Genomic DNA, 25,436 nt, shown 5'->3' with positions numbered 1-25,436 from the left:
TACGGCCGACAACCTCAACATCGCCCAGGTCGGGCGGCACGACTGGGCCCGTAACCGCCACGACACCGTCGTTGGCCAAGGAGTGTGTGCCGCCACCGTCGACATCAACGTGATGATCGGCGGGCGGGCGCCCGAGGGCGTGCCGCGCCCCGGATGACGTCGCGAAGACGTTCCGGGACATCCGTATCGAGCGTGACCGGGTGGAACACGTCATCAGCCACTGATCGACCCGATCGCGCACATCAATTCGACGGCGACGCACGCACATGATCGTGTCGCCGTTCCTGAAGGAGCTTCATGAAAACCATCCTCGTCAGTGGCGGCAACAGCGGCGTCGGTCTGCGAGCGGCGCAGGAGTTCGTCGCACGTGGTCACCGTGTCGTTCTCCTCGGCCGTAACCGGGCCAAGGGGGAAGCGGCGCTCGCGTCCATGGGGAGCGGGAAGGACCGGGCGTCCTTCCTCTCCGTCGACGTTTCCACTCACGACGGTGTCAGGGACGCGGCGAATCGGGTCCTGGCGGAACACGACCGGTTCGACGCGATCGTGCACACGACGGGCGTGCTGATGATGAAGGAGATGCGCACGTCGGACGGACTGCATCCCTTCTTCACGGTCAACTACCTGAGCCGGTACCACCTCACGCAGTTGCTGCTGCCGACACTGCGCGGCGCTGAGCGTCCTCGCGTCGTCATGATGACCGCGGCCGTGCCGCCCGGTGAGGCCGACTACACGCCGTTCCCCGAGTTCAAGCCGTTCAGCTTCGGGAAGATGCGAGAGGCGATCCAGCTCGGCAACCACCACTACGCCGCACACCTCACCCGTACGGAACCGAACTTCGTTGCCGGAGTGGTGAATGCGGGCGCCGTCAAGACGGACATCATGCGAGAGACCCCCTGGTTCATGAAGGTTGGCAGCAAGGTCGTGGGGCCGTTCATCTTCGACTCCGTCGAGAAGTCCGCCCACAACGTCGTCGAGGCGAGCCTGCGCGATGACTGGCTGCTGCCGACGTACTGGGGAAAGGTCGGCAACTTCGACAAGCAGACGCCGATCGTCCTGGACGAACTGACCACGCGCGACGTCATGGACAGGTCGCGGGAGATCACGGGCGCCTGACGTCCGAGGCGACGGGCTCCGTTCGTCTCGGACGCGAGGAGTGGCACAGGTGTCCGGCCATGGGACGCGGTGCCCGCGTACACATGATCGGTGTCGACGCGGCCGCTGGTCTTGGACCAGTGGCCGCGTTCGCCGTGTACGGGGAGACGCCTCTGACATCGCGAACTCGGTAGGAGCGGTTTCGAGCCGGTCCGTGCGCCAGGACGGCGCCGTGAGGGCGAAGTCCCTGTCAGACACGGCCGTCGGGTCGGGAGTGGAATCATCTCTTCCGAACAGTGGTCGGCAGGTCGATACGTGGGTATCGCGCGCACGGGCGTCGGTGTTGTCGATGGATCCTCGTGAGCTTGTCGCCTGCGGCGTTGGCATCGCTCGTCCTGGCCCGCACGCCAGTAACCGGAGATGGACGGGTCCTCCCGCGCCACGTTGCCACGTTCCGCTCCTTGCGCAGCAGTCCGCGCAGCTCCTTCACGAAGCCGGCCTCGCCCTGCACGAAGACCTGACGCCCGACTGGCACTGCACGCCATGACAACTCCTGATCTGAGGTGTCCGCCCGGCGTTCCGAGTATTCCTGCACGACCCACCAGCAACGCGCCGGTCCGCATCACCATCGTTCGCTCCGCCGGCACCGTCAAGAACCACCCGGCCGTCGACCAGGCCCTCAGTGAGGCAGCCGCACGACTTGCCGACGCCGGATACGAAGTGGACGAAGCCCCCGGTGACATGCCGCTGCTGGCCGAGGCGCACCGGTTGTGGACACTGCTGGTGCTGGAAGACTTCCGCACCATCCTGCCGATCGTCGAAGAATTGGGCGATGACGCCATCCGAACCGTGTCGAAGCACTACTTCGCCGCTGCAGCGACGATATGGGGCGAGCAGCCGTCACTGCCCACCTACATCAACGGTTGGGCCCGCCGCGGTCTGCTGATCCGTCGCCTCCAGGAACTCCTCGGCTCCAACCGGATGCTACTCACCCCCGTCTCAGCCGAGCTTCCCTTCGAACAGGACGCCGACCTCGTCGCCCCCGAGCGGACCGCGGAAATCCTGGCCGCACAGTGGGCGATGACATCGGTCCCCATACTCGGGTTCCCCGCCGTCAGCGTGCCCACCACACTGACCGACGGCCTGCCCATCGGCGTGCAGCTCATCGGCGGCCGCTTCGAGGAGGACCTCCTCCTGGACGCGGCCCAGGCGATCGAGGAGCGGACCCCGCTGTTCCGATCTTGGACCTGACCGCTCCAGCCACCGCCTGAGCTTGACTCTGAAGCTCCTCTAGACCGTCAAGTGGCTGGAGATGCCGATGGTCCGCTCCTGAAGGCGCCGGCGAGGTGACGGTAGACCTCGCGTGCGACGAAGCGCTTGACGCATCTGAGGATGTCCTTCATCTGGAGACCTTCGAGGGTGCGTCGTGCGACATAGTCGCGGGTGCGTGGGTCGTAGCGCATGCGGACCAGTACGACGGTCTGCTGCGCGCGGTTGGCCTGCTGGTCGCCGCCGCGGTTGAGTCGGTGGCGGTCGGTGGCGGTCGGTGCGGCCGGAGGAGACCGGGACGGGTGCGGCGGCGCACAGGTGGGCGAAGGACGCTCCCGAGGCGAGCCTGTCGGGGTTGTCCCCGGCTGTGACCAGCAGTTGCCCGGCGGTCTCGGCTCCCACGCCCGGTAGCGCGAGCAGGCCGGGCGCGGTGCGGATGATCCGTGCGCGCAGTTCGGCGTCCGCGTCTGCGATCTCCGCGTTCAGGTGCTGGTAGCGCTTGGCCAGGCGCTTGAGCGCGGAGTTTGACGGCGGCGGAGCTCGACTACGACGAATCGAGCAGACTGCCCTGCCACGTTGGGCGGCCCAGCTGGTGGCATCGCTTCTTCGGCATCTTCTGATGATCACGGCGAGAGGGTCAGGCCGGTGCCCGCCAGGCAGCCGGCGATCACTGTCGGCCGGTACTGAAGCATCTTGAGCTTGCCCCTCACGGCGCGGGTGACCTGGCCGAGGTCAGCGGCGGCAAGGTTGTCGATGTCGCGTTTGACCAGGGACCACATGCCCTCTGTCGGTTGAGGTCCGGAGCGTACGTCGGTAACGGGAACACAGTGAGCCAGTGGGCTTTGGCCCCGAACGGGATGACCACACCCCCACAGTCCCGGACCAGCACGATGGGGCCGCCGAGTTGCTGGTGGGCGGCCCGAAGAAGAACTCGCGTCGCTCGTTGACCCAGTTGACGCGTCGATCTCGGTTTGAGCTGTGGACTGCGTCAGGGTGAGGTGTTCGGGTTGAGCCCGGAGGACATCGACTATGCCCGGGGGTCCTGCATGTCCGTCGCCAGGTTCGGCGGTCAACGGGAGGTTGTACTTCGCCCTGCCGAAGGGGGGGGGCGAAGACGTGGCAGTGGCAGGCGGCGCCGCAGAACGGCTTCCACGTCCTGCGGCACACCTACGCCTCGAGCCTGTCCGTGGTGACGCTGCCGCGGTGGCTCGGACGCTCCTCGCCCGCGATCACCCTCGGTTACTATGATCACTTCATGCCGGAGGCCGGAGGCAAGGGGCGCACCGCCATCGACGGACTGCTTGGGGAGCGGAGAGATCGGCATACGGGTCGAAACTCCCCCGATTCTCCCCAGGCCCGTTGACGGGTGATTCCCACTGCTCCACCCCTCCAAAGGTGACCGTGGATTGCAAAGTTGAAGAGACGGGTGGCCTGGGAAAATGCTGAAAGAGGTCACCGTGACCCGCTACATCACGCCGCTGCGTGAGGGCGGCTCGCTGCCGGGGCTCGTCGAGGGCGACGATCTCGGGACGTACGTCATGAAGTTCACCGGTGCGGGGCAGGGGCGCAAGACGCTCGTCGCGGAGGTCGTCTGCGGTGCACTCGCCCGTCGACTCGGCCTGCGTGTGCCCGGCCTGGTGACACTCGGCCTCGACCCGGTCCTGGGGCTCGGGGAGCCGGACCAGGAAGTGCAGGAGCTGCTCAAGTCGAGTGGCGGACCGAACCTCGGGATGGACTTCCTCCCCGGCGCGATCGGCTTCGACTCCCTCGCCTTCGAGGTGAGCCCCGAGGAAGCCGGGCGGATCGTCTGGTTCGACGCGCTGGTCAACAACGTCGACCGTTCCTGGCGCAACCCCAATCTGCTGATGTGGCACGGCGACCTGTGGCTCATCGACCACGGCGCCACCATGATCTGGCACCACCACTGGCCGGGCGCGGCGACCTCCGCGGCCAAGCCCTACGACGCCTCCGACCACGCGCTCGCGCCCTTCGGCCCGGACATCGCCTCGGCCGCGGCCGAGCTGGCGCCGCTGGTGACCGAGGACCTGCTGGCCGAGGTGACCGCGGAGATCCCCGACGCGTGGCTGGTCGACGAACCCGGCTTCGACTCGCCGGACGCCCTGCGGCGTGCCTACGCGCAGCCGCTGCTGGCGCGGGTCGGCGTGATCGAGGGGCGCATCAAGGGCTTCGAGGGGGACAAGTGAGCGAGCGGGACGTCTTCGAGTACGCGCTGCTGCGCGTGGTGCCGCGGGTCGAGCGCGGCGAGTGCTTCAACGCGGGCGTACTGGTGTACTGCCGCGCCAAGTCCTTCGTCGGGGTGCGCACCCATCTGGACGAGACCAAACTGCTGGCCCTGGACCCGGAGGCCGACGTGGCTGGCGTACAGGCCGCGCTGCGGGCGGTCGAGGGGGTCTGTGCGGGTGGTAGAGCGGCAGGTCAGGCGGCTGGTGACGATGCCGGGCGGCGTTTTCGCTGGCTGATCGCGCCCCGCTCGACGGTCGTGCAGCCGGGGCCCGTGCACACCGGACTCACCGCCGATCCGGAGGCCGAGACGGAGCGGTTGCTCCAGTTGCTGGTCAGGTAATGGATCACACCCGCGTGGTGTGCCGTTGACACCGGGTGCCAGGGCTTCTAGCGTCACGTCTACTGAAGGTACTAAGCGGTCGCTCACTGGAGGGGCGTACCGTGTGAGCCGCAGGACATTCCACCGCAGGACATTCCACCGCAGGACATTCCACCGCAGGGCATTTCAAGCCGCAGGGCTTTTCAAGGGCGAGGAGAACCAGCAATGTCCACCACTGAGCAGCGTGTCGCCGTAGTCACCGGTGCCGCGCGCGGCATCGGCGCCGCGACCGCCGTACGACTGGCCGCCGAGGGCCGCGCCGTCGCGGTGATCGACCTCGACGAGGCCGCGTGCAAGGACACCGTCGAGAAGATCACCGCCGCCGGTGGCAAGGCCCTCGCGGTCGGCTGCGACGTCTCCGACGAGGCCCAGGTCGAGGCCGCGATCGCGCGGATCGCCGAGGAGCTCGGTGCGCCGACCGTCCTGGTGAACAACGCGGGCGTGCTCCGCGACAACCTGCTGTTCAAGATGGCCGCGTCCGACTGGGACACGGTCATGAACGTGCACCTGCGTGGCGCCTTCCTGATGGCCAAGGCCTGCCAGAAGTACATGGTGGACGCCAAGTTCGGCCGGATCGTCAACCTGTCGTCGTCCTCGGCGCTCGGCAACCGCGGCCAGGCCAACTACTCCGCCGCCAAGGCCGGTCTCCAGGGCCTCACCAAGACCCTCGCCATCGAGCTCGGCAAGTTCGGCGTCACCGCCAACGCCGTCGCGCCCGGCTTCATCGCCACCGACATGACGGCGGCCACCGCCGAGCGCGTCGGCATGGGCTTCGAGGACTTCCAGGCCGCGGCCGCCACCCAGATCCCCGTGCAGCGCGTCGGCAACCCCGACGACATCGCCAACGCAATCGCCTTCTTCACCGGTGAGGCCGCCGGATTCGTCTCCGGCCAGGTCCTGTACGTGGCCGGCGGACCGCTCAACTGACGCCGGAGGGCACGACATGACCACACTCCCCGAACTCTCCGGCAAGGTCGCGCTCATCACGGGCGCGAGCCGCGGCATCGGCTACGGCGTCGCGGAGGCCCTCGTCGCGCGCGGTGACCGCGTGTGCATCACGGGCCGCAACGAGGACGCCCTGAAGGAGGCCGTCGAGGCACTCGGTGCCGACCGCGTCATCGGCGTCGCCGGCAAGGCGCACGACCTGGCCCACCAGGCCACCGTCGTCGAGCGCACCATGGAGGCCTTCGGCCGCGTCGACTACCTGGTCAACAACGCGGGTACGAACCCCGTGTTCGGCCCGATGGCCGACCTGGACCTGGACGTGGCACGCAAGGTCTTCGAGACCAACGTCGTCTCGGCGCTCGGCTTCGCCCAGCTGACCTGGAAGGCCTGGCAGAGCGAGAACGGCGGCGCGATCGTCAACATCGCGTCCGTCGCCGGCATCGCCCCCTCGCCCTTCATCGGCGCGTACGGCATGAGCAAGGCCGCCATGATCAACCTGACCGTGCAGCTGGCGCACGAGTTCGCGCCCAAGGTGCGGGTCAACGCGATCGCGCCCGCCGTCGTCAAGACCAAGTTCGCGCAGGCCCTGTACGAAGGCCGGGAGGCGGAGGCGGCCGCGTCCTACCCGCTCGGCCGGCTCGGTGTGCCCTCCGACATCGGAGGCGCCGCCGCGTTCCTCACCTCGTCGCAGTCGGACTGGATCACCGGTCAGACGCTCGTCGTCGACGGCGGCATCTTCCTGAACGCCGGAGTGGGCTGACCGGAGGCCCGAGACGGGACGAACGGAGCATCGACGCGGGCGCTGATGGACGAAATCGGCGCTCGCGTCGACGTATGAAGACGTACAGCCAAATGACAACGTAGTCACAAACGCGCTGATCAAGTGCCCTGCCAGGAACACGGATCCACCGGTGTGGCGCTGCGGTATGGTCTGCCGACCCTTGGTACGGCAGATCGAGGAGCGTGCGCGTGTTCAACCGGAACCCATGCCTGCGGCACCTGGCGGCGGTCACGTCCATCACCCTGGTGGCCGGGTGCGGCGTCCTGTCCTCGGCGTCGTCCGACGACAAGGGACCGATCGTCGTGGGCACCACCAGTGCCCCGAGCACGCTGGATCCGGCCGCCTCTTGGGACGGCTCCTGGGAGCTGTTCCGCAACATCTACCAGACGCTGCTGAGCTACCCCTCCGGGGCCACCACGCCCGAGCCCGACGCCGCCCAGAGCTGTGGGTTCGCGGACACCTCGAACCTCGTGTACCACTGCAAGCTGCGCGCCGGCATGAAGTTCTCCGACGGCGACACCCTGGACGCCCAGGCCGTCAAGTACTCGATCGACCGGATCAAGAAGATCAACCTGCCCGGCGGCCCCGCCGGTCTCCTCGGCAGCCTCGACCGGATCCAGGTACTGAACGCGCGTGAACTCGTCTTCCACCTGAACAAATCGGACGCGACCTTCCCGTTCGTCCTCGCCACCCCGGCCATGTCGATCGTCGACCCCGACGACTACCCCGCGCACTCGCTGCGCAAGGACGGCAAGGTCGTCGGGTCCGGGCCGTACAACCTGCGCTCCTACGAGGACGGCAAGCAGGCCGAACTCGTCAGGAACGACCACTACAAGGGCTTCGCCGAGCTCAAGAACGACGCGGTCACGATCCGCTACTTCCAGGACTCGGGGCAGATGGTCGACGCCCTCAAGGACAAGAAGATCGACGTCACGTTCCGCGGCCTGGCCTCCAAGGACATCGTCTCGCTCCGGAGCAAGGGAGCGGACAACGGCCTTCAGCTCGTCGAGGGCGCGGGCATGGAGATCAGCTACCTGGTGTTCAACCCGAAGGATCCGTGGGCCAAGAAGCTCGCGGTGCGCAAGGCAATCGCCCAGGTCATCGACCGTGCGGCGATCGCCCACAAGGTCTACAAGGACACGGTCGACCCGCTGTACTCCATGGTCCCCGCGGGCCTGACCGGTCACACCACGGGCTTTTTCGACGACTACGGGGACCCCAGTCCGTCCAAGGCCCGGCAGATCCTCTCGGAGGCGGGCATCACCGGGCGCGTCCCCCTCACCCTCTGGTACACCACGGACCGCTACGGCTCCGAGACCGCCCCGGAGTTCCAGGAGATCAAGAGGCAGCTCGAGGACTCCGGTCTGTTCCGCGTGTCGCTCAACGGGCGCCCCTGGAAGACGTACGAGGAGGGCTACCGCAAGAGCGAGTACCCGGTGTTCGGACGCGGCTGGTTCCCGGACTTCCCGGATGCCGAGAACTTCATCGCGCCCTTCGTGGGCCTGCAGAACGCGCTCGGCACGCCCTATCCGGCGCCCCGGATCACCGACACTCTGCTGCCCGCCTCACGCCGCGAAAGCGACCGTGGAGCGGTGGTCAAGGAGTTCGAGGCGGCCCAGCAGATCCTCGTCGACGACGCACGGCTGCTGCCGCTGTGGCAGGGCAAGCAGTTCGTGGCGGCGAGCGAGGAGATCTCGGGCGGGGAGCAGGCCCTGGACCCGTCGACGATCATGATGATGTGGGAGCTGCACCGCAAGACCAGCTGGTAGGTCACGGCCAGGACCCGGCGGGTAGCGTGGTCCTACGGGGTGCGGGGCCGATTGTCAGTGGTCGCCTGTAGGTTCTGAGACCTGGAAGTGACCGCACATCGGAGGAACTTGACGTGACCGACACCGCCATGCTGCCCGAGTCCTGGCGCGGCGTCCTGGGTGACGAACTGCAGCAGCCCTACTTCAAGGAACTCACCGAGTTCGTAGAGGAGGAGCGTGCCAACGGTCCCGTCTACCCTCCGCGCGAGGAGGTCTTCGCGGCGCTGGAGGCGACTCCGTACGAGCGGGTGAAGGTGCTGATCCTCGGCCAGGACCCGTACCACGGCGAGGGCCAGGGCCACGGCCTGTGCTTCTCGGTCCGCCCGGGGGTGAAGACCCCGCCCTCGCTGCGCAACATCTACAAGGAGATGAAGGAGGAGCTGGGCACCCCGATCCCGGACAACGGCTATCTGATGCCGTGGGCCGAGCAGGGCGTTCTGCTGCTGAACGCGGTGCTGACCGTGCGCTCCGGTGAGGCCAACTCGCACAAGGGCAAGGGCTGGGAGAAGTTCACGGACGCGGTGATCCGTGCCGTGGCCGACCGGCCCGACCCGGCGGTCTTCGTCCTGTGGGGGAACTACGCGCAGAAGAAGCTCCCGCTCATCGACGAGAAGCGGCACATCGTGGTGAAGGGCGCGCACCCGTCGCCGCTCTCCGCGAAGAAGTTCTTCGGCTCCCGCCCCTTCACGCAGATCAACGAGGCGGTTGCCGGGCAGGGCCACGAGCCGATCGACTGGCGGATTGAGAACCTCGGCTGATCTGGGACCGGGACCGGGACCGGAAAGCTGTCGGGCCGGGTGGGGCGTCCGGTCCGGCCGTCACCGGGGCGGATCAGTGGTGTCCGGGGGCGCCTGAGCGTCATTGTCAGTGTGTCCGGTTAGCGTCGGAAGGGACAGCGACGAGCCTGGAGGACGCGGTGGCGGAGCAACAGGAGCAGGCGGCCCCGGACGCCATGATGACCCGGATCGGCCAGGTCGTCATGCTGCACCACGGTGGCGACCGTGAGGAGGCTCGGGGGCGTTTCCTGGACCTGTGGGGGGAGATCGGCGAGGACGGCGACCCCCTGCACCGTTGCACCCTGGCGCACTACCTGGCGGACACGCAGGACGACCCCTCGGACGAACTGGCCTGGGACCTGCGGGCGTTGTCGGCCGCCGAAGAACTCACCGACGGCGACGTCGCCGAGCGCCACCGGTCGCTCGCGGCGCGCGCGTTCTATCCGTCGCTGCATCTGAATCTGGCGGCCGACTATGTGAAACTCGGCCGCTCCGAAGCCGCCCGCAGCCATCTGCGCCGCGCCCGAGGCGCCGCCGGAGCCCTCGGGAACGACCGTTACGGCGACGGCGTACGCGCGGCGATCGGCCGCCTGGAGTTGAGACTCGACGGGGCGGGCTCGTCGCACGGAGGGCCGTGGGAGGACCCCGGCGCCGTCGAGGGGCCCGGCACCGTCGAGCGGCCCGGTCCCTTCGGCGGGTCCGGAGGGGAGACCCTGGGGCCGCCGAGACAGTGCCCCTAGAGCATGCGGACACCGGCTGTGGTCAATGCCCGTACGACCCCTTGCAGATGACCGCCTCCGGGCTGTCCGCCTTCCAGCCTCCGTACTTCCGGCCGAGGGCGCACACGTCCGTGTTGTTCGGCTGCTCGGAGGCGACGGGCGGGACATCGGTGCGAGGCGCGGGCCCATGGGGCCCTGGGTGGGGGTGAGGCCCTGGGTGTGGGTGATGGGCGGCGCCCGGGTGGCGCGCAGGGGCCAGCGGGGCGGCGGGCGCAGGGACGGGTCTACGGTGCGGCGCCGGAGCGCTCGGTGACGGCTTCCGGGACGGCCCGATGAGTTCCAGCGCCTCGCGCGCCGGTGCCTGCACGACCTGCGGCCCGGTCTTGCCGTCGGGACGCGGCGGCGACGGCCGGGACGGCGCGGCCGGCAGGGTGGGAGCGGGCGGTCGCTGGACGGTCACACAGCCGGAGAGCGCGGCGGTGGCCACGGTGACCAGGAGCGTTGCGGCGGTCGTCGTTCGATGCACCCGCTCAACTCTGCTGCGTCCGGCCCGCTTTGGGGAGCTGACAAGCGGAGGTTGCCCCACACGGGTGATCCTTCCGCCCCTGCGGAGGGCGCCGGTGTCCGCAAGGTGACCCGACGCCGAATCACCCTGCCTCACTCACCCGTGGCGCCGTCGATCCGCTCCCGGATCAGATCCGCGTGACCGTTGTGACGCGCGTACTCCTCGATCATGTGGGTGTAGATCCACCGCAGGTTGATGGGGTCCTCGGTGAACGTGCTCTTGCCCTCACAGGCGTCGTCCAGCGCGAAACGAGCCGCGTTGCGCCGGGCGATCCCGATCTCGGCCTGCCAGGTGGCGTACGCCTCGTCCCAGGTGTCCGCGTCCGTGAGATGGAACTCTCCGTCCCGGTCCTCCTCGCTGTAGTAGATCGGCCCCGGATCGTCGCCCACCAGAACCTTGCGGAACCAGCCGCGCTCCACGTCCGCCATGTGCCGCACCAGACCGAGCAGGGACAACTCGGAGGGTTCGACCGAGGCGGTCTTGAGCTGGGCGTCGTCGAGGCCCGCGCACTTCATCTCCAGGGTCTCGCGATGGTAGTCGAGCCAGCCCTCCAGCATGGACCGTTCGTCGGCGTTGGTGGCGGGTTTGGTGCGCTGCTTCGGCATGCCCGTATTTTCGTCCAGCGCACGGCCGTTCACCAGGGATTTTCCTACTCCCGACTGTCGCCGAGCCCCTGCCCGCCTGCCACGGCGGCGCCGGGTCGCGCTCTTCCCGCGGAGCTTCGACGGCATCGTCGACCGGCGGCCGCCGCAGCGGCCGTATGCTTCCGGCGAGGCCCGCGTCGTCATTGAAGGAGACCCCCGTGAAGGTCGGCTGCATCGGACTCGGCGACATCGCGCAGAAGGCGTACCTGCCGGTGCTCGCTGTCCAGCCGGGGGTCGAGCTGCATCTGCAGACGCGGACGTCCGCGACCCTGGCCCGGGTCGGCGACAGCCTCCACCTGCCGTCGGAGCAGCGGCACACCGTCCTGTCGGATCTGCTGGCGCAGAACCTCGACGCGGCTTTCGTGCACGCGGCCACCGTCGCGCACCCCGAGATCGTGACGCGGCTGCTGGAAGCGGGCGTGCCGACCTTCGTCGACAAGCCGCTCGCGTACGAACTCGCCGACTCCGAGCGTCTGGTGCGACTCGCGGAGGAGCGGAACGTCAGCCTCGCCGTCGGCTTCAACCGGCGTCACGCGCCCGGGTACTCGCAGTGCGCCGATCACCCCCGCGACCTGATCCTGATGCAGAAGAACCGCATAGGGCTGCCCGAGGACGTGCGCACGATGGTCCTCGACGACTTCATCCACGTCGTGGACACCCTGCGGTTCCTGGCGCCGGGGCCGATCGACGACGTGACCGTGCGGGCCCGGGCCGAGGGCGGCCTGGTCCACCATGTCGTGCTGCAACTCGCCGGGGACGGCTTCACGGCGCTCGGCGTGATGAACCGGCTGAGCGGCTCGGCGGAGGAGATCCTCGAGGTCTCGGGGCAGGACACCAAGCGTCAGGTGGTCAACCTCGCGGAGGTGATCGACCACAAGGGGCAGCCTTCGGTGCGGCGGCGCGGGGACTGGGTGCCGGTGGCCCGGCAGCGCGGCATCGAGCAGGGCGTGCTCGCCTTCCTCGACGCGGTGCGCGCCGGCAAGGTACTCAGCGCCCGTGACGCGCTGGCGACTCATGAACTGTGCGAGCGGGTGGTACGAGCGGTTCAGGAGCGGTCCGCCGGGGCCTGAACGCCCGGAAGCCCTCCGTCGCGCACAGTCCCGCCAGGATCAGCAGCGCCGCGTGCACAGGCCAGTCGCCGAACCGGACGTACGGGGTGACACCGCGCGCGAGCGGTACGTCGTACACCACTGCCGCGCTCGCGTCCGTGCCGAGCCAGGAGCCGATCCGCTCGCCGCTCGGGCCGTAGACGGCGGAGACGCCGGTCAGCGTCGCGTGCACCATCGGGCGGCCGGTCTCGGCGGCCCTCAGCGCGGCGAGCGAGGCGTGCTGCTCGGGGGCCCAGCTGTGCTGGAAGGTCGAGGTCGAGGACTGTGCGAGGAGCACTCCGGCGCCGTCCTGGGCGAGATGACGGCTCATGTCGGGGAAGGCGGTCTCGAAGCAGATCAGCGGGCCGACACGCAGTCCGTGCCCGACGTTCATCACGACCTGCTCGGTGCCCTTCCTGCGGTCCTCGCCCGCCGCTTTCCCGACCGAGGTCGCCCAGCCGAGGAGGGAACGCGCGGGTATGTACTCGCCGAAGGGGACGAGCCGCATCTTGTCGTAGCGGTCGCCGGTCGGACCCTGCGGTCCCACCAGGACCGAACTCTTGTAGATCCCGGGCCGGTCGGAGCGGTGCGCGTCGACGTTCACCATGATGTCGGCGCCGGTCAGCCGGGACAGCGCGGCGAGCCGCTTCGCCAGGTCGGGGCGGTCCGCGAGGTCGAAGCCGACGCTGCTCTCACCCCAGACGACGAGGTCGGGATCCTGTCCGGCGAGGGTGCGGGTGAGGGCCTCCTCGCGTGAGAAGCGCGCCTCGGCACTGTCCGCGCCGCCGATCACCCCGGGCTGTACGACGGCGATCCGGACCTGCCCCGTCACGTCCGGGCGCGGCGACCACACCCAGGTCGCCGAGGTCACGGCGGCCGTCGCGACCAGTCCGGCGACGGCGGGCACACGGGACTCACGCACCGCGACCAGTACCGCGACCGCCACATTGACGGCGACCACCAGGAAGCTGACCAGCCACACCCCGCCGACCGACGCGAGCCGCAGCGCGGGCCCGACCTGCCACTGGCTCGACCCGAGCAGTCCCCAGGGCCCGCCGAGGCCCTGCCAGGACCGGACGAGTTCGACCATCAGCCACCCCGACGGCAGGACGAGGAGCGCGGCCCCGACCCGCCCCGCCGAGGGCACCCCGCCGAGGAACCGCCGGACGAGCCAGCCCCAGGGCGCCCACAGCGCGCCGAGCAGTGCCGCTATGACGACCGTGAACACATTCAGACTCGGCAGCAGCCAGTGGTGCACGGCCAGCATGAAACCCAGCCCGCCGAACCAGCCGTCGTAGGCGGCCCGCCTGCCCGTCGGGGCCGCGCGGGCCAGCAGGATCCAGGGCACCAGGGCGACGTACGCGAACCACCACCACGAAGGGGCGGGGAAGGCGAGCATCGGCAGCGCGCCGGCCAGTACGGCGACGATCGCGCGCCGCCACGGGGAGGCGAGCCACAGATCGGGTCCACTGCCCAGCCAACGCTCGGGCCGACGCTCGGGCAGCTTCATACAGGGCCTCCCTCCCCGGGGGATGCCTCCAGTGTGCGCGTCGGCGACGATCTCCGACAGAGGGCATCCCGTCAGGGCTTTCCGGTCCGAGGGCGTTACTCGGGCGGCTTGCGGTCGGCGCGTCCGGTCAGGTGGCGGCGGGTTCCCGGCCCGGCTGCGGCGCGCGGCGCCATTTCTCCCGGACGACGACCTCGCGCAGGCGCCAGCCCAGGTCCGTACGCACCAGTCCGAAGGCGTACCGGCCGCCGCACACGAAGTCGGGCGCGGTGGACCCACCGTCGTGGCCCGCGAACCGCATCGGATTGATGTAGTCCGCCTGGACCCGGGCCGTGTCGCCCGTTTCCTGGTCCAGCGACCCGAACCGCAGCCGCCGGTTCACGATCAGATGTTGGCGCATGGGGAAGAGTTCCATGCTCTGCGCGAGCCATCCCGCGACCTCGTCGGCGCCGCCCTCGATACCGCCGGCCGAGCGGTAGTCGGCGCGTCCGTCCGGTGCGAACAGCCTCCGATACGCCTCCCAGTCGCCGTCGTCGACGGCCACCGCGTACTCGGTGACGAGTCCGTCCACGGCGAATCGGTCCATCACGGTCGCGAGCTCCACACGCTGCGTCATCGGCTCAGTGTTGGCCACGGGGGGTGCGCAGCCAAGGGGTGTGCGCCAACAGGTGCATAACTCCGCCTCGCAAGCAACGGGAGTTGGTGCGGATGGGCGATTTCTATACTGACCGGATGATCACCGTACCGCTCAGCGCGCTCGAAGTGGCCATGGTCCAGACGGGCACCCGAGCCGCGGACACGTTACGAGACACCACCGAGTTCGCCCGGCGCCTGGAAGACCTCGGTTACCTGCGACTCTGGTACGCCGAGCATCACCATTCTCCGGCCATCGGAGCGTTCCCGCCCGTCGTCCTGACAACCCATGCGGCCGCGTTGACGTCGTCCATCCGTCTCGGCTCGGGGGGCGTTCTCGCTCCGAACCACGCCCCGATCATGCTCGCGGAGCAATTCGGCACGCTGTCCGCACTGCACGCGGGCCGGATCGACCTGGGCATCGGTCGTGGCCCGGGTACCTTCGACGATTCCACGGCGCGGGCCCTGCGCCGCGGGGCCGGTCCGACAACGGACGACGAATACCACGACGACGTGTCGTCGACTCTGCGTTTCCTGGTGGACGAAGTCGCGCTCAGCCCGCTCCCGGAGCCATGGCTGCTGTCCTCCAGCACGGCCGGCGCCGCGCTCGCCGCGGAACTCGGGCTGCCGATCGCCTTCGCCCATCACATTCGTCCCGACCACACCCTGGCCGCGCTCAGCCACTATCGCGAGCGCTTCTCCCCCTCCCGCTGGTGCGCTCGCCCGCGCGTGCTGATCTGCGTGGAAACGGTGTGCGCCGAGACCGATGAGGAGGCGGCCCGGCTGGCCGGCCCGATGGATGTCGTCAAGGCCGGCCTCCTCGAGGGGCGAGGCGACATTCCCTTCCCCACGCCCGAAGAAGCAGCGGCCCACTCGTTCACCGCGCAGGAAGCGCGGGTGCTGACGAGCTTCCGTGCTCATCAGGCACACGGCTCACCCGAGACCGTCGCGCAACACCTGAAGGACCTGGCGGACCTGACGGGTGCGGACGAACTCATGCTGGTGACGCCCGTCTACGCGTTGGCCGACCGACTGAGGTCGTACGAACTCGTCAAGCAGCACGTCATGGAGGAACCTCATGCCGACGGGCGACGTTCATGAAGTATGGCTGTGATCTACAAGACCACGATGACGCCCAGCAAGCTGGAGCTCCTCGCCGCCTGGCTTCCCAGGCAGCCGTGGTACATCGGCACGGCGAGTGAGCCGCACCTGACCAAGGCCGGTGGTTTTCGGCTCGATGATCCCCAAGGGGAGGTGGGAATCGAGTTCATGGTGGTCACGGACAACTCCGGCGAGCGACCGCGTTCCTACCACGTGCCGCTCAGCTACCGCGGGGCGCCGCTCGACGGAGCCGATCGGGCGCTCATCGGCACGTCCGAGCACGGGGTGTTGGGACGGCGGTGGGTGTACGACGGGACCCATGACCCGGTCCTCGTCGCTCAACTGCTCGATCTCCTCCAGGGCCGCGCCGAGCCGCAGGCGCAGAGCGAGACCGACACTCCCGCCCCCTCCGTCACGAGTCACTTCACTGGAGTCGGCTTCTCCACGGTGATCGCGTCGACAGCCGTCGACGACCGGCAGCACGGCACCGCCATCGTGGTGGAAACCAAGGAAGAAGCCGGGCCGCACCGTCAGCCGGCGGGCGCCGTGACCATCGACGTGACGCGTGTCCTCCGGTCCGACGCACAGGCTGCCCATTCCCCTGCGGCCAGGGCGGCCCGAGGACATGTCGTCGCCGACTGGCGCGCGAAGAACGGAGACGAGAGCCGCGGCCTGTTTGTCGTCCTGCGCGACACGACGCGTTGACCGGACTCCCGTACGCCGACGTAGTCCCCTCTCCCACCCGGAGTGGCCGGTCGAACGCGATGCTCGCCCACTCGGCCGGGCTTCGGCCAAGTGGTGGTCAAGACCGCGCATTCTCGAACTCTCGCGTATTGACCTCGCGTTCCGCCCGGAGTTGGATCTTGCCTGCCCGTGGGGGCGTCCGGGTGGTGAGAGGGGTACGACGGTGGCTGGTGACGCGCGCGACGGGCTGATACGCGTGGTGTATGTGGAGCGGATCTCCGCGCTGATGATGGCCGCGGGCGCGGTGCTGTCCGAAGCGGTGCTGCTTGCCCTGGTCGGCACGGCTCAGGACCGCGCGACGCTGATGGTGGGAGCGACAGCGATCGTTTTCGTGTCCGTGCCGCTGCTGCCGATGTGTCTTCGTCTCCCCTCCCGGCTGCGCCGCACCTACGACGATGCCGTGCCGATCGAGAGCGTCGCCGCACCGCGCGACGGGCAGGACGCGGTGCGGCGGCTGTCGCTGCGGCGCACGGCGGGATTCGCGGGTGCCATGGCCTGCTGGTTGCTGTTCATCGGCCTGGCGTCCCATCAAGTGCTGCCGCCGATCATGCTGGTCACCTTTGCCCTGGCCCAGTGGGCGCGGTCCCGGGCGACCGCGGGCTGGGAGCGCGCGCACGAGGCCGTGCTGTGGCAGGGCGTCCCCGGGGTGCGAGGTCTCCGAGGCCGTGTGTTCCGCGTGCCCCGCGTCGCTGCGGACCCCGCCGCCTAGGACGTATCCATGAGGGCGTGTTGGCGCACCCGCACCCCTTGCCCGGAGGCGCGTCCCCGATCGTAGAGTGATCGAGGACGAGTACGGGCTCGCTACGGACCCGGGTTGTCCGTTCGCCACCAGGAGGCACGTATGACACGCCATGTCACTGTCGTCACGGGTGGCAGCCGGGGGATCGGTGCCGCGACGTGCGTGCGTCTCGCGGCGGACGGACACGACGTGGCGGTGGGGTACGTGCGCGACGGCGCCGCCGCGGAGCGGACCGCGAGCGCCGTCCGCGCGGCGGGGGCCCGCTGCGTGACGGTACGCGTGGACACCTCCGACGAGGACGACGTCGAGCGGCTCTTCGACACGGCTGCGGACCGGCTCGGGCCGGTGACGGGATTGGTGAACAACGCCGGTGTGACCGGTCCGCTCGGCAGTCTCGCGGACACCGACCCCGCCGATCTACGCCGTGTGGTGGACGTCAACCTGCTGGGCACGCTGCTGTGTTCGCGGCGGGCCGCCCGGTCCATGGCGGCCTGGGGGAGCGGCGTCATCGTCAATGTGTCCTCGGCGGCGGCCACACTCGGCAGCCCCGGTGAGTTCGTCCACTACGCGGCCACCAAGGCCGCCGTCGACGCCCTGACGGTGGGCCTCGCCAAGGAACTCGGCCCGGACGGCATCCGCGTCAACGCGGTCGCACCCGGCATGATCGCCACGGAGATGCACGCGAGCAGCGGAGATCCGGGCCGCGCCGAGCGTGCCGCCTCGTCGATTCCGCTGCGCCGCGTCGGTCAGGCGGAGGAAGTCGCCGCGGCCATCGCGTGGTTGATGTCGCCCGATGCCTCGTACACGACGGGGGCGGTGTTGCGGGTGTCCGGGGGACGGTGAGCCCCGACAGGGGTGCCAGTCACCGGCCCTTGGGGTTCGTGCGGATCCCCAGGCCCGATCTCACGCGGCCTCGACGACCTCTCCCCGTATCGCTTCCGCCCACTTCACGACCAGCAGCTCGTACTCCGCGCGCTCCTGGGCGGAGAGGGAGCCGCCCGCGCGCATCCACAGGGCACGGATCTGCTCGTTCAGCGCCGCAGCGGACCGCACGGAACCAGAGGACATTAAATCGGGGGACATGCGCACCAGCCTAGGGGCAAGGACTGACACTGCGCTACCGGGCGGCTACTCATCCCGTATGCGGTTCGTCACGGCCGACGCGGAGTGACGCGAACGGGCTCAGTCGGTCCGTACGACGGCACACCGGCCCCGGAGTTGAGCGCCCCGGAAGGCCTCGTCGATCACCGCCGTGCGGCCCAGTCGTGGGACCAGTCCAGCAGCGGTCCCATCGCGGTGACCAGGTCGTCGCCGAGTGCGGTGAGATGCCACGCCGGCTGCGCCGCCGTCGATGTCGGCGCGGCGATGCCCGCCTCGCGCAGTTCCGTGAGACGCGTGGACAGGACGCTGGACGACATGTCGTCGCAACGGCGCTGGAGGTCCCGGAAGCCGACCGGGGCGCCGTTGCGGTGCAGTTCCCAGATGACCCGCAGTGTCCAGCGCCGACCGAGCAGGTCCAGTGCCGCCATGACGGGACGGCCGCCGGCCGAGCCGCGCACGGGGCGGCCGGGGACGGGAGCGCTCGATGCGGGGCTGACGGAGGCGGGAGCGTCCGCGTCCTGATGGGGGTTGGCGGGAGCCGAGGCGCCTGTGCCCTCGAGAGCGCTGCCGGGGCCCGGGCCGCCTCGCTGCGGAATGCCGGAAGGCGCATCGTCCGGCGCGGGTGTCGTGCCCAAGTGCGTACCTTTCGCTGGGAGTCGCTCGCCTCTCACTCTTGCGCTTCGATTTCAGAAGCGCAAGGCTGCGAGCCATGAAGCAGCGCATCGACGGCGTCACGCCGCCCTACGAGCCCGGGACCGACCGCGCGTTGCACCGGTGGATGCCGCCCGGTGTCGCCCGCGATCCCCTGATGCTGTTCAAGGTGCTGGAGCGCCACCCGGAACTCGCCTCACGCATGCGGGCACTGGGCGCGGGCCTCCTCGTCCATGGCCGGCTGAGCGACGCCGACCGAGAACTCGTCATCGCCCGCGTCGCCGCCCGCTCCGGATGCGCGTACGAGTGGGGCGTCCACATGGCGACGTACGCCGAGGCGGCCGGACTCACCCCGGGGCAGGTGACGCTCACGGCGACCGGCGGACCCGGCCATCCAGCCTGGTCCGGCCGACAGGCGGCGCTGCTGCGTGCCGTCGACGAACTGCACGACACGGCCCAGGTGAGCGACGCGGCCTGGAGCGGACTGCGGGAGCACCTCGACGAGCCCGAAGTCCTCGAACTGCTGGTCCTCGCGGGCTGGTACCGCACGATCGCGTACGTGGCCAACGGCGCGCGGATCGAGCCGGAACCCTGGGCACTCGCCCTGCCGGGGACGGACCGCCCGGGCGGCTGAGGGGCTGCCTTTGGTGAGCGTCAGCCCGCGGACTCGGCCGCGTGGGGGCTCAGGCCGCCGGTCGAGACCAGCGCGATGATGACGATGCCGAGCGCGATCCGGTACCAGACGAACGGCATGAAGCTCTTGTGCGAGATGAACTTCATGAACAAACCTATGACCACTTAGCCTTGGCGGTCTTGACCTGCAACGCCATCCAGCCCGAAAGATCAACTGGGAGAGGACTGGGAGACGGGGGCGGCTCCCACCCCTCGGGGAGTGTGAGCACGAAGTTCTCCCACCGCGCCTGCAGCGTCTCCATGATGGCCTTCTCCATTGCCGGTGTCACGTTGGAGTACAACCCCTCGACACCGGCCAGCTCGTGGCCCATCCGGGATTCAGTGGCGACGCGGCTGTGGCCGTCCTCATCGATCCACTCCTTGTGTCCGTGACGCATCAGGTACTGCCGCTTGTTCTTCCAGCGCTCCACGGCCGGCAACTCCGGCAGGGGACGCCGCGAGTCGACGGTCTGCTTCTGCCCGAGCCGTACCCGCTCGAATTCCTCCCTGGCGTCGCGCCCGTCAGCGAACTTCCTCCAGTAGTGGTAGGGGAAGTTCGCGTTGATGAGCGGGCCGTCATTGATTGAGGTAAAAACCCACTCGGGCTCCCGGCCTGCGAGCAGCATCTCCAGCAGCTCGGCCAGGAACGGCGGCACGACGAGTGTGCGCCGGCTCTCGTACTTCGGCACGTACAGGCCGGGCTTTCCTGTTCCTTCAAGGCGCTGATGCTGCCACTGCACGCGGATGGCCGGCATGAGGTCGGGGCCGTACCGTTCCAGGTCTTCGGCGTGCCGGTCCTCGCGGTCCTCCTCGTCGGGATCGTCCAACAGGTCGGAGGCAGGCCAGTTGGGGTGGCAGTACTCGGGGCGCAGCCCGTACAACTCAGCGGGCCGCATGCCGGTCATGGCAAACGTCCACACGTACACGTAGCCAGGGAACCCCCAGAACGAGAGGGCGTTGCAGGCGAGCTGGTGGACGTCCTCGATGCGCAGGTTGCGCTTCCGCTCGCGCGGCTTCTTCTTGTACTTGCCGCGCCGCCGCTTCTTCTTCTGTACGGGCGACGTCAGCCGGAGACCGTCATCGACGGCGTCGTCCATCAGCATGCTGAAAATGAGCAGGATCTCGCCGCGGTAGCGGTAGCCGATGTGGTCCTGCTCCTTCAGCCAGATCTCCCAAGCCCGGCACAGAGATGGCTTGATGTCGGCAACGGCCATCTCGCCCCAGCGCGGCTCGATGTAGAGCCGGACGATGGACTCGATGTTCCTCTTACGGAGGTGGCCGACGTCGAGAGTCTGCTGCCACGTCTTGACGTATTCGGTCATGAGGACCGCGCCGTCGCGACGGCTGATGTACCGGTCGTTGCGGATGTCCGACTCACGGTCCAAGCCGTACTCGAGGGCTTCTTCTTCGGTGTCGAAGCCGCCCTTGCTGTCGAAGATCCACCGGCCTTTGTCGTTCTTCTTGCCGGTGTTCCAGCGGACGCGGCAGAAGTTGCCGCGCCACTCGATGTAGGGCATCAGGTGTCTTTCTTTCTGGGCGGTAGGGGCAGAGCTCGGGCAGCTGAATGAGGCAGAAGTGTCGCGGGGTGTGGGACTGCGGGGATCAGGCATGCACCCCTTGGACGCGGCACGGCGCCTGGCGTGGAACGGCCTGGATACCCCCGCGACTCGGACCGTCCGCAACGGACACACCACCACTTGATGGGTCACGCAAGCCGCGTGGGGGTGACGCACAGGTTGCCGGGCATGGGAAAACCCGCCCTGGTCCGGGAGTTTTCTCACGTCAGGGCGGGTCCGGCGGAGCGAGCCGACCTATGCGCTCCTTCGTCTGGGAGAAGTAAGTGGGGGTGAGGCTGCAGGTCGCGGCATCCCCTTACGGATCGCCTCACGCGGCGGGCTTGAACCGGACGGTGGACGGCGTAGCCGGGCCGCTGCCAGTGGACTTACGTGGAGTGGCCTTGCGGCGGCGGGCCTTGGCCAGTGCCGACGGCCGGGTCATCTTGTGATGAATCTCCCGGATTTCGCGGCAGTCCTGGAGGCTGAACCGCAGAAATTTGCCGAAGCGGTGGTGAGGGAAGCCGCGCTGGTTGGCCCCATCTCGTAGCCACCTCTCGCCGCAGCCGATGACGCGGGCCGCCTCCCCTGGGTCGAGCGTCACCTCGCCCTGCTCAAGGGCCCGCATGGCCGCATCGATCATGGCCTTGCGCTCGGCGCCGGTGCGGTTCGTTTCGGGGCTAGTCATGGCACCTCTTCCGTTTGGGCTGTTGGGGTGCTGCGTCAGCTGGGAGGCACCCGGGCATGAAGCGAGCGCAGGAACTCGTACGAACTTGTAGACGGCTGGTCCTCACGTGTCAGCGCGGAGCGCACCTTAAGCTGCGGCACTGCCGACGCTGTGCTGCAGCGATGATGTCGAGTCGGTTCCCGGTGTGTGTCAAGTCCTCATGGGTGGTGCACCGGTTCGCCTATCAAGGCTCACTCTGAAAGCCTAGCGACTGGCGTATCGACTCGTCAATCAGATCTTCTGTCCTTCGGGGCGAGTTGCTACTCCCTCGCTCAGTCGATCGCTATTGGCCTCCTGTTGAATCCCTCGGCTTCCGAATCTCTGTAGCTCGCCATGCATGTGAGCCTCGGTCGCATGCTGGTGGGCACGGCGCGCCGTGGAGTGACCTTTGGGGTCTATGTGATCGCGCCCTGTTGCGGGGGTTCGCCGAGGGGCTTTGTGGGGGCGCGGGGGGAGCGGCGGGCGATGTCCTGGTGCACGGTGTGGCGACTGACACGGGCCGGCCGCCCACCGGACGTCTGACCCGCCCGGGCCTCCGTAGGTGCGCGTCAGCCGACGGCGGCGATCCGTTCGCGAGAACTTGAAGATCGACGTTGCCGCTGGCCGTCCCCTGGACTGCCTCGTCATCTACACCAAGTCCACGACGACCTGCCAGCATCGAGTACCCCGGCGGCACCACCGGCGCCGCTCCGGTCCAGAACGCCGGGCCTACGGCCGGGACTTTGTGTGGAACGGGGCGCCGAAGGTCGACGAGGCACGTGGTCACGGTCTGGACGTGGGCCGACCCTCACTGCGGTCGGCGTGCCAGTTCACCGGTCACAGCCAGCGAACCGGACAGGAACTGCGCGGATCCGGCCGGGCCGGCCGGAGCTTCACGCCACGGCGGTGGAGATGCCATAGCGTCCACGTCATGGCGAGGACATTTCGGCTGGCTGTCGCGCAGAGCACTGTGTCGGAGGATCCCACCGACCGAGGCGCGCTGCGAGCGGCCGGGGAGGAGATCCGGGCCCTGATGGCTGAGGCCGTCGGCGCGGGCGCGCGCCTGGTGCAGTTCCCTGAGGGGGCGATCACCTACCCGAGCAAGCACGTGATGGCGGCCGCCCCGGACGGCGGCTTGACCCCGGCCGACTGGAGCCGTGCCGCTTGGGACGTCCTGCGCGAAGAGGCCGAGTCGATCGCTGCGCTGGCGGGGGAACTGCGGCTGTGGACGGCGTTCGGGTCGATCCACCCGCTCACACCCCCGAACCGGCCCCACAACAGCCTGTTCATCGTCTCAGACCGTGGCGAGCTGGTCGCGCGATATGACAAGCGCTTCCTGTCGCACACCGAGGTCTCCTACCTGTACACCCCGGGGCGTGACCCCGTGGTCTTTGAGGTGGACGGCATTCGCATCGGCTGTGCGCTGTGCGTCGAGGTGAACTTCCCGCCGCTCTTCGCCGAATACGAACGCTTGGACGTCGACTGCGTCCTGCTCTCCGTGATGGTCGACGACGCGCCGCGGGCGCGGGTCGCCCAGGCCTACGGAACGCTCTACAACTACTGGCTCGGCTACTCCATCCCAGCCCAGTACAGCGCCACGGTGCCTTCCGGGATCGTGGCACCCGGCGGCCGGTGGTTGGCGCAATGCCCCGCCGACGGGCAACCCGCTCTCGCGGTCGCGGACATCGACCTCGACTCGACCGACCCGGACATCGACGTGGCCCTCCGCTACGCCCGGCCCTGGCGCCGTTCGGCACAGAACGGGCTCTACGACGAACATCTGGTAACCGGGGACCCACGAAGCGACACCCGCATGGCCTTCTGACACCGCCCCGCCCACCTGCCAGTCATACCGCGTACAGAATCAGGGCCTCGACACATGAGGGTCCGCTTGAACACCGCGACCGTCTCCAGGGGACGCGTGAGTTCTGCTGAAGCGGCTCTGGGCGGTGGCGCTCGCCCGTAGCGTGAGGCGGCATGACTGTGCTGATCATCGGCGGCAGCGGCTTCCTGGGGGCCGAGCTAGTACGCCAGGCGGTATCCGCGGGCCGTCACCCGGCCGCCACGTACCATTCCCGCCCCGGCGACTACGACGGGGCGGCATGGCACCATCTCGACCTTCGCGATCCCCTCCACCTGGAGGAGGTGCTCACCACGGTGGCTCCGGACGCGGTGATCAACGTGACGAGCGGCGGAGCGGACTGGACTATCACCGCCGAAGGCGGCATCCGCCTCGCCCTGACCGCGGCCGAGGCTGGCAACAAACTCCGCTCACACCTGCGCGAGTACTTCCCCGGCTTCCTCGCCGCCTTCCAGCGCACCCGCGACGGAGTTGAAGGAAGACGTGCTCCCATTCGACATCGAAGTACATCAGGGCCGGCAGGCCAGCCACCCACGTCCTCTTGTTGGGCTTCCCTGGCTTGATGGCGAGGGGCAGGACGTGTGGATCGCAATCCCATAGGTCCTTCCATTTGCGGGCGTACGCGAGAACGGCTTCGTCACACACCACTTGGACGACTCCGCGGCAGCCGGTGGCTGTTCCCGGCGCCGCGGACGCCGCTGCGAGGCTGCCGGGGACGACCGGTTCGACTTCCGGCCGCTGGAGGGGAAACGGCAAACGGGTGCTGATGCCCGACTCGCCGCTTGAGTCGTGGAAGGGCACGAGTTCCGCGGGTACTCCTGGTGGATGACAGCCGGGCTGCTGCGGGACCGGTTCTTGTTCGCGCTGCTGTGGGAGACGCCGCCCTGTTCCCACGCCCACGTCCATGAGCCGTCGATGCCGCTGATGACGACGGGTTCTTCATCGTCGAAAAGGTCGTCGCCCAAGTCATCCGACAGGTCTATGGCGTCGCGGAGCGCCAGGGTCTGCGGATCTACCCCCATGCGGGTGAGCAGCTCGCCGGGGGGCAGGTCCCGCACGAAGGTCAGCGTGTAGATGGGGAAGTCTCCCCGCCGGAACATGTCTAGACCGCCGCCTGCATCCGTACTTGTCATGCCGCGGATGCTGCCACACGCTACTGACACCCCTTCCGGACCTCCGCCCTTGACAGGTCAAATGCATCGGATGTCTACCTGCACCAGCGGTGGGCCGAGGGCTGCACCGTCGCCCGCCGCCTGTTCGAGGAAGTACGCGAGCGCGGCTACCCCGGCGGCGAGAACGTCGTGAAGGTCTACGTGGCCAAGCTCCGCACGGACTTCCCGCCCGCCCCGCCCCGCAAGGCTCCGTCCGTGCGGGACGTGACCAACTGGCTCACCCGCCATCCCGACCGGCTCACCGGCGACCAGGCCCAAGCAGCTCAAGGCGATCCTGGCCCACTGCCCCGCCCTCGACCGAACCGCCCACCACGTCCGCGCGTTCGCCGAGTTGATGAACGACCGCCAGGGCAAACACCTCGACCAGTGGATCACCCAGATCCAGGCCGACGACGACCTGCCCGCTCTGCACACCTTCGTCACCGGCCTGGGCCAGGACCTCGACGCCGTCGTCGCCGGGCTCAGCCTCCGCTACAGCTCCGGCGCCGTCGAGGACCAGAACAACAAGATCAAGATGCTGAAGAGGCAGATGTTCGGCCGCGCCAACTTCGACCTCCTCCGCAAACGGGTCCTCCTCACCGCGCGAGGCCGTTCATGATCGCGGTTGTGGTGACCCTCCGTGGCTCCGGCACTGAAAGCGATCCAGAACCACGGTTCACGGAACGGCGACAGTGCGACCTCGGTGT

Annotated in this window: 28 protein-coding genes and 1 pseudogene; 18 read left to right on the top strand and 11 right to left on the bottom strand. The window is 68.8% G+C overall.

Annotation, left to right across the window (positions count from 1 at the left end):
* The first annotated feature begins 297 nt into the window (after positions 1–297).
* Both ACIRA5_RS42635 and ACIRA5_RS42630 read left to right on the top strand, forming a co-directional pair.
* The gene (locus tag ACIRA5_RS42635; protein ID WP_403700659.1) at positions 298–1,113 is read left to right on the top strand and encodes an SDR family NAD(P)-dependent oxidoreductase; all 816 of its coding nucleotides are present in this window, start codon (positions 298–300) and stop codon (positions 1,111–1,113) included.
* A 522-nt stretch (positions 1,114–1,635) separates the two neighbouring features.
* A complete protein-coding gene (locus ACIRA5_RS42630; RefSeq protein WP_403700656.1) occupies positions 1,636–2,343 on the top strand; it encodes an amidase family protein in 708 nt (235 codons plus the stop codon).
* A 39-nt stretch (positions 2,344–2,382) separates the two neighbouring features.
* Here ACIRA5_RS42630 and ACIRA5_RS42625 read toward each other — a convergent pair whose 3' ends face one another.
* Together ACIRA5_RS42625 and ACIRA5_RS42620 are read right to left on the bottom strand one after the other, a co-directional pair.
* Positions 2,383–2,763: a transposase gene (locus ACIRA5_RS42625; protein WP_403700888.1), complete on the bottom strand. Its 381-nt coding sequence runs from the start codon at positions 2,761–2,763 to the stop codon at positions 2,383–2,385.
* 221 nt (positions 2,764–2,984) lie between these two features.
* Positions 2,985–3,140, bottom strand: a complete 156-nt coding sequence (locus ACIRA5_RS42620) for a hypothetical protein (protein WP_403700653.1) — start codon at positions 3,138–3,140, stop codon at positions 2,985–2,987.
* 660 nt (positions 3,141–3,800) lie between these two features.
* Here ACIRA5_RS42620 and ACIRA5_RS42615 point away from each other — a divergent pair.
* From ACIRA5_RS42615 to ACIRA5_RS42585, 7 genes are all read left to right on the top strand, one after another.
* Positions 3,801–4,565 carry a HipA family kinase gene (locus ACIRA5_RS42615; RefSeq protein ID WP_403700650.1) on the top strand — a complete coding sequence of 255 codons (765 nt, stop codon included), beginning with the start codon at positions 3,801–3,803 and terminating at the stop codon, positions 4,563–4,565.
* The gene (locus ACIRA5_RS42610) at positions 4,562–4,945 is read left to right on the top strand and encodes a DUF3037 domain-containing protein (protein ID WP_403700647.1); all 384 of its coding nucleotides are present in this window, start codon (positions 4,562–4,564) and stop codon (positions 4,943–4,945) included. Before ACIRA5_RS42615 ends, ACIRA5_RS42610 begins: the two co-directional genes overlap by 4 nt.
* 204 nt (positions 4,946–5,149) lie before the next feature.
* The gene (gene fabG, locus ACIRA5_RS42605) at positions 5,150–5,911 is read left to right on the top strand and encodes a 3-oxoacyl-ACP reductase FabG (protein ID WP_352051825.1); all 762 of its coding nucleotides are present in this window, start codon (positions 5,150–5,152) and stop codon (positions 5,909–5,911) included.
* 16 nt (positions 5,912–5,927) lie between these two features.
* The gene (locus ACIRA5_RS42600; protein ID WP_352051826.1) at positions 5,928–6,689 is read left to right on the top strand and encodes an SDR family oxidoreductase; all 762 of its coding nucleotides are present in this window, start codon (positions 5,928–5,930) and stop codon (positions 6,687–6,689) included.
* Positions 6,690–6,898: 209 nt separating this feature from the next.
* Positions 6,899–8,479 (top strand): ABC transporter substrate-binding protein, encoded by a 1,581-nt coding sequence (locus ACIRA5_RS42595; protein WP_403700643.1) that lies wholly within the window; start codon positions 6,899–6,901, stop codon positions 8,477–8,479.
* Between the two features lie 113 nt (positions 8,480–8,592).
* Entirely contained in the window at positions 8,593–9,276 is a 684-nt protein-coding gene (locus ACIRA5_RS42590; protein WP_403700640.1) for a uracil-DNA glycosylase, read from the top strand.
* 158 nt (positions 9,277–9,434) lie between these two features.
* Positions 9,435–10,034, top strand: a complete 600-nt coding sequence (locus ACIRA5_RS42585) for a hypothetical protein (RefSeq protein ID WP_403700637.1) — start codon at positions 9,435–9,437, stop codon at positions 10,032–10,034.
* Positions 10,035–10,056: 22 nt separating this feature from the next.
* Here the strand turns inward: ACIRA5_RS42585 and ACIRA5_RS42580 are convergent, their stop codons facing one another.
* Together ACIRA5_RS42580 and ACIRA5_RS42575 are read right to left on the bottom strand one after the other, a co-directional pair.
* The gene (locus ACIRA5_RS42580) at positions 10,057–10,539 is read right to left on the bottom strand and encodes a hypothetical protein (protein ID WP_403700635.1); all 483 of its coding nucleotides are present in this window, start codon (positions 10,537–10,539) and stop codon (positions 10,057–10,059) included.
* A 131-nt stretch (positions 10,540–10,670) separates the two neighbouring features.
* Positions 10,671–11,183 (bottom strand): DinB family protein, encoded by a 513-nt coding sequence (locus ACIRA5_RS42575; protein WP_403700632.1) that lies wholly within the window; start codon positions 11,181–11,183, stop codon positions 10,671–10,673.
* Between the two features lie 197 nt (positions 11,184–11,380).
* On the opposite strand from ACIRA5_RS42575, the gene ACIRA5_RS42570 reads away from it, so the two are divergent.
* Positions 11,381–12,292, top strand: coding sequence for a Gfo/Idh/MocA family protein (locus tag ACIRA5_RS42570; RefSeq protein ID WP_403700630.1), 912 nt, complete (start codon positions 11,381–11,383; stop codon positions 12,290–12,292).
* On the opposite strand, the gene lnt is transcribed toward ACIRA5_RS42570, so the two are convergent.
* Positions 12,210–13,820, bottom strand: a complete 1,611-nt coding sequence (gene lnt, locus ACIRA5_RS42565; RefSeq protein WP_403700627.1) for an apolipoprotein N-acyltransferase — start codon at positions 13,818–13,820, stop codon at positions 12,210–12,212. The genes ACIRA5_RS42570 and lnt overlap by 83 nt on opposite strands.
* A gap of 127 nt (positions 13,821–13,947) precedes the next feature.
* Positions 13,948–14,433, bottom strand: a complete 486-nt coding sequence (locus ACIRA5_RS42560) for a nuclear transport factor 2 family protein (RefSeq protein WP_403700624.1) — start codon at positions 14,431–14,433, stop codon at positions 13,948–13,950.
* Between the two features lie 116 nt (positions 14,434–14,549).
* On the opposite strand from ACIRA5_RS42560, the gene ACIRA5_RS42555 reads away from it, so the two are divergent.
* The 4 genes from ACIRA5_RS42555 (at position 14,550) to ACIRA5_RS42540 (ending at position 17,877) form a co-directional block, all read left to right on the top strand.
* The gene (locus tag ACIRA5_RS42555) at positions 14,550–15,551 is read left to right on the top strand and encodes an LLM class flavin-dependent oxidoreductase (RefSeq protein ID WP_403700885.1); all 1,002 of its coding nucleotides are present in this window, start codon (positions 14,550–14,552) and stop codon (positions 15,549–15,551) included.
* Between the two features lie 3 nt (positions 15,552–15,554).
* Positions 15,555–16,256 (top strand): 1,4-alpha-glucan branching protein, encoded by a 702-nt coding sequence (locus ACIRA5_RS42550; protein WP_403700621.1) that lies wholly within the window; start codon positions 15,555–15,557, stop codon positions 16,254–16,256.
* A gap of 202 nt (positions 16,257–16,458) precedes the next feature.
* Positions 16,459–17,004 carry a hypothetical protein gene (locus ACIRA5_RS42545; protein WP_403700618.1) on the top strand — a complete coding sequence of 182 codons (546 nt, stop codon included), beginning with the start codon at positions 16,459–16,461 and terminating at the stop codon, positions 17,002–17,004.
* 132 nt (positions 17,005–17,136) lie between these two features.
* Entirely contained in the window at positions 17,137–17,877 is a 741-nt protein-coding gene (locus tag ACIRA5_RS42540) for an SDR family NAD(P)-dependent oxidoreductase (protein ID WP_403700615.1), read from the top strand.
* 60 nt (positions 17,878–17,937) lie between these two features.
* On the opposite strand, the gene ACIRA5_RS42535 is transcribed toward ACIRA5_RS42540, so the two are convergent.
* Together ACIRA5_RS42535 and ACIRA5_RS42530 are read right to left on the bottom strand one after the other, a co-directional pair.
* On the bottom strand, positions 17,938–18,117 hold the full coding sequence (locus tag ACIRA5_RS42535) for a hypothetical protein (protein ID WP_075032584.1): 180 nt from the start codon (positions 18,115–18,117) through the stop codon (positions 17,938–17,940).
* Positions 18,118–18,278: 161 nt separating this feature from the next.
* On the bottom strand, positions 18,279–18,770 hold the full coding sequence (locus ACIRA5_RS42530; protein WP_403700612.1) for a winged helix-turn-helix transcriptional regulator: 492 nt from the start codon (positions 18,768–18,770) through the stop codon (positions 18,279–18,281).
* 74 nt (positions 18,771–18,844) lie between these two features.
* On the opposite strand from ACIRA5_RS42530, the gene ACIRA5_RS42525 reads away from it, so the two are divergent.
* A complete protein-coding gene (locus tag ACIRA5_RS42525) occupies positions 18,845–19,420 on the top strand; it encodes a carboxymuconolactone decarboxylase family protein (RefSeq protein WP_403700609.1) in 576 nt (191 codons plus the stop codon).
* A gap of 20 nt (positions 19,421–19,440) precedes the next feature.
* Here the strand turns inward: ACIRA5_RS42525 and ACIRA5_RS42520 are convergent.
* From ACIRA5_RS42520 to ACIRA5_RS42510, 3 genes and pseudogenes are all read right to left on the bottom strand, one after another.
* Positions 19,441–19,581: pseudogene (locus ACIRA5_RS42520) on the bottom strand (UDP pyrophosphate phosphatase); the annotation flags it as partial.
* Positions 19,575–20,975: an integrase gene (locus tag ACIRA5_RS42515; RefSeq protein WP_403700606.1), complete on the bottom strand. Its 1,401-nt coding sequence runs from the start codon at positions 20,973–20,975 to the stop codon at positions 19,575–19,577. The pseudogene ACIRA5_RS42520 and the gene ACIRA5_RS42515, both read right to left, overlap by 7 nt.
* A gap of 367 nt (positions 20,976–21,342) precedes the next feature.
* On the bottom strand, positions 21,343–21,699 hold the full coding sequence (locus tag ACIRA5_RS42510) for a DNA-binding protein (protein WP_006378952.1): 357 nt from the start codon (positions 21,697–21,699) through the stop codon (positions 21,343–21,345).
* Between the two features lie 949 nt (positions 21,700–22,648).
* On the opposite strand from ACIRA5_RS42510, the gene ACIRA5_RS42505 reads away from it, so the two are divergent.
* From ACIRA5_RS42505 to ACIRA5_RS42495, 3 genes are all read left to right on the top strand, one after another.
* Positions 22,649–23,542 (top strand): carbon-nitrogen hydrolase family protein, encoded by an 894-nt coding sequence (locus tag ACIRA5_RS42505; protein ID WP_403700603.1) that lies wholly within the window; start codon positions 22,649–22,651, stop codon positions 23,540–23,542.
* Positions 23,543–23,694: 152 nt separating this feature from the next.
* Positions 23,695–24,141 carry an NAD-dependent epimerase/dehydratase family protein gene (locus ACIRA5_RS42500; protein WP_403700600.1) on the top strand — a complete coding sequence of 149 codons (447 nt, stop codon included), beginning with the start codon at positions 23,695–23,697 and terminating at the stop codon, positions 24,139–24,141.
* Between the two features lie 835 nt (positions 24,142–24,976).
* Positions 24,977–25,348: a transposase gene (locus tag ACIRA5_RS42495; protein WP_403700883.1), complete on the top strand. Its 372-nt coding sequence runs from the start codon at positions 24,977–24,979 to the stop codon at positions 25,346–25,348.
* The last annotated feature ends 88 nt before the right edge of the window (positions 25,349–25,436 follow it).

The sequence above is a fragment of the Streptomyces sp. NPDC096311 genome, assembly GCF_044763085.1.
GTDB lineage: Bacteria > Actinomycetota > Actinomycetes > Streptomycetales > Streptomycetaceae > Streptomyces.
This window is presented reverse-complemented; position numbering and strand designations above follow the sequence as displayed.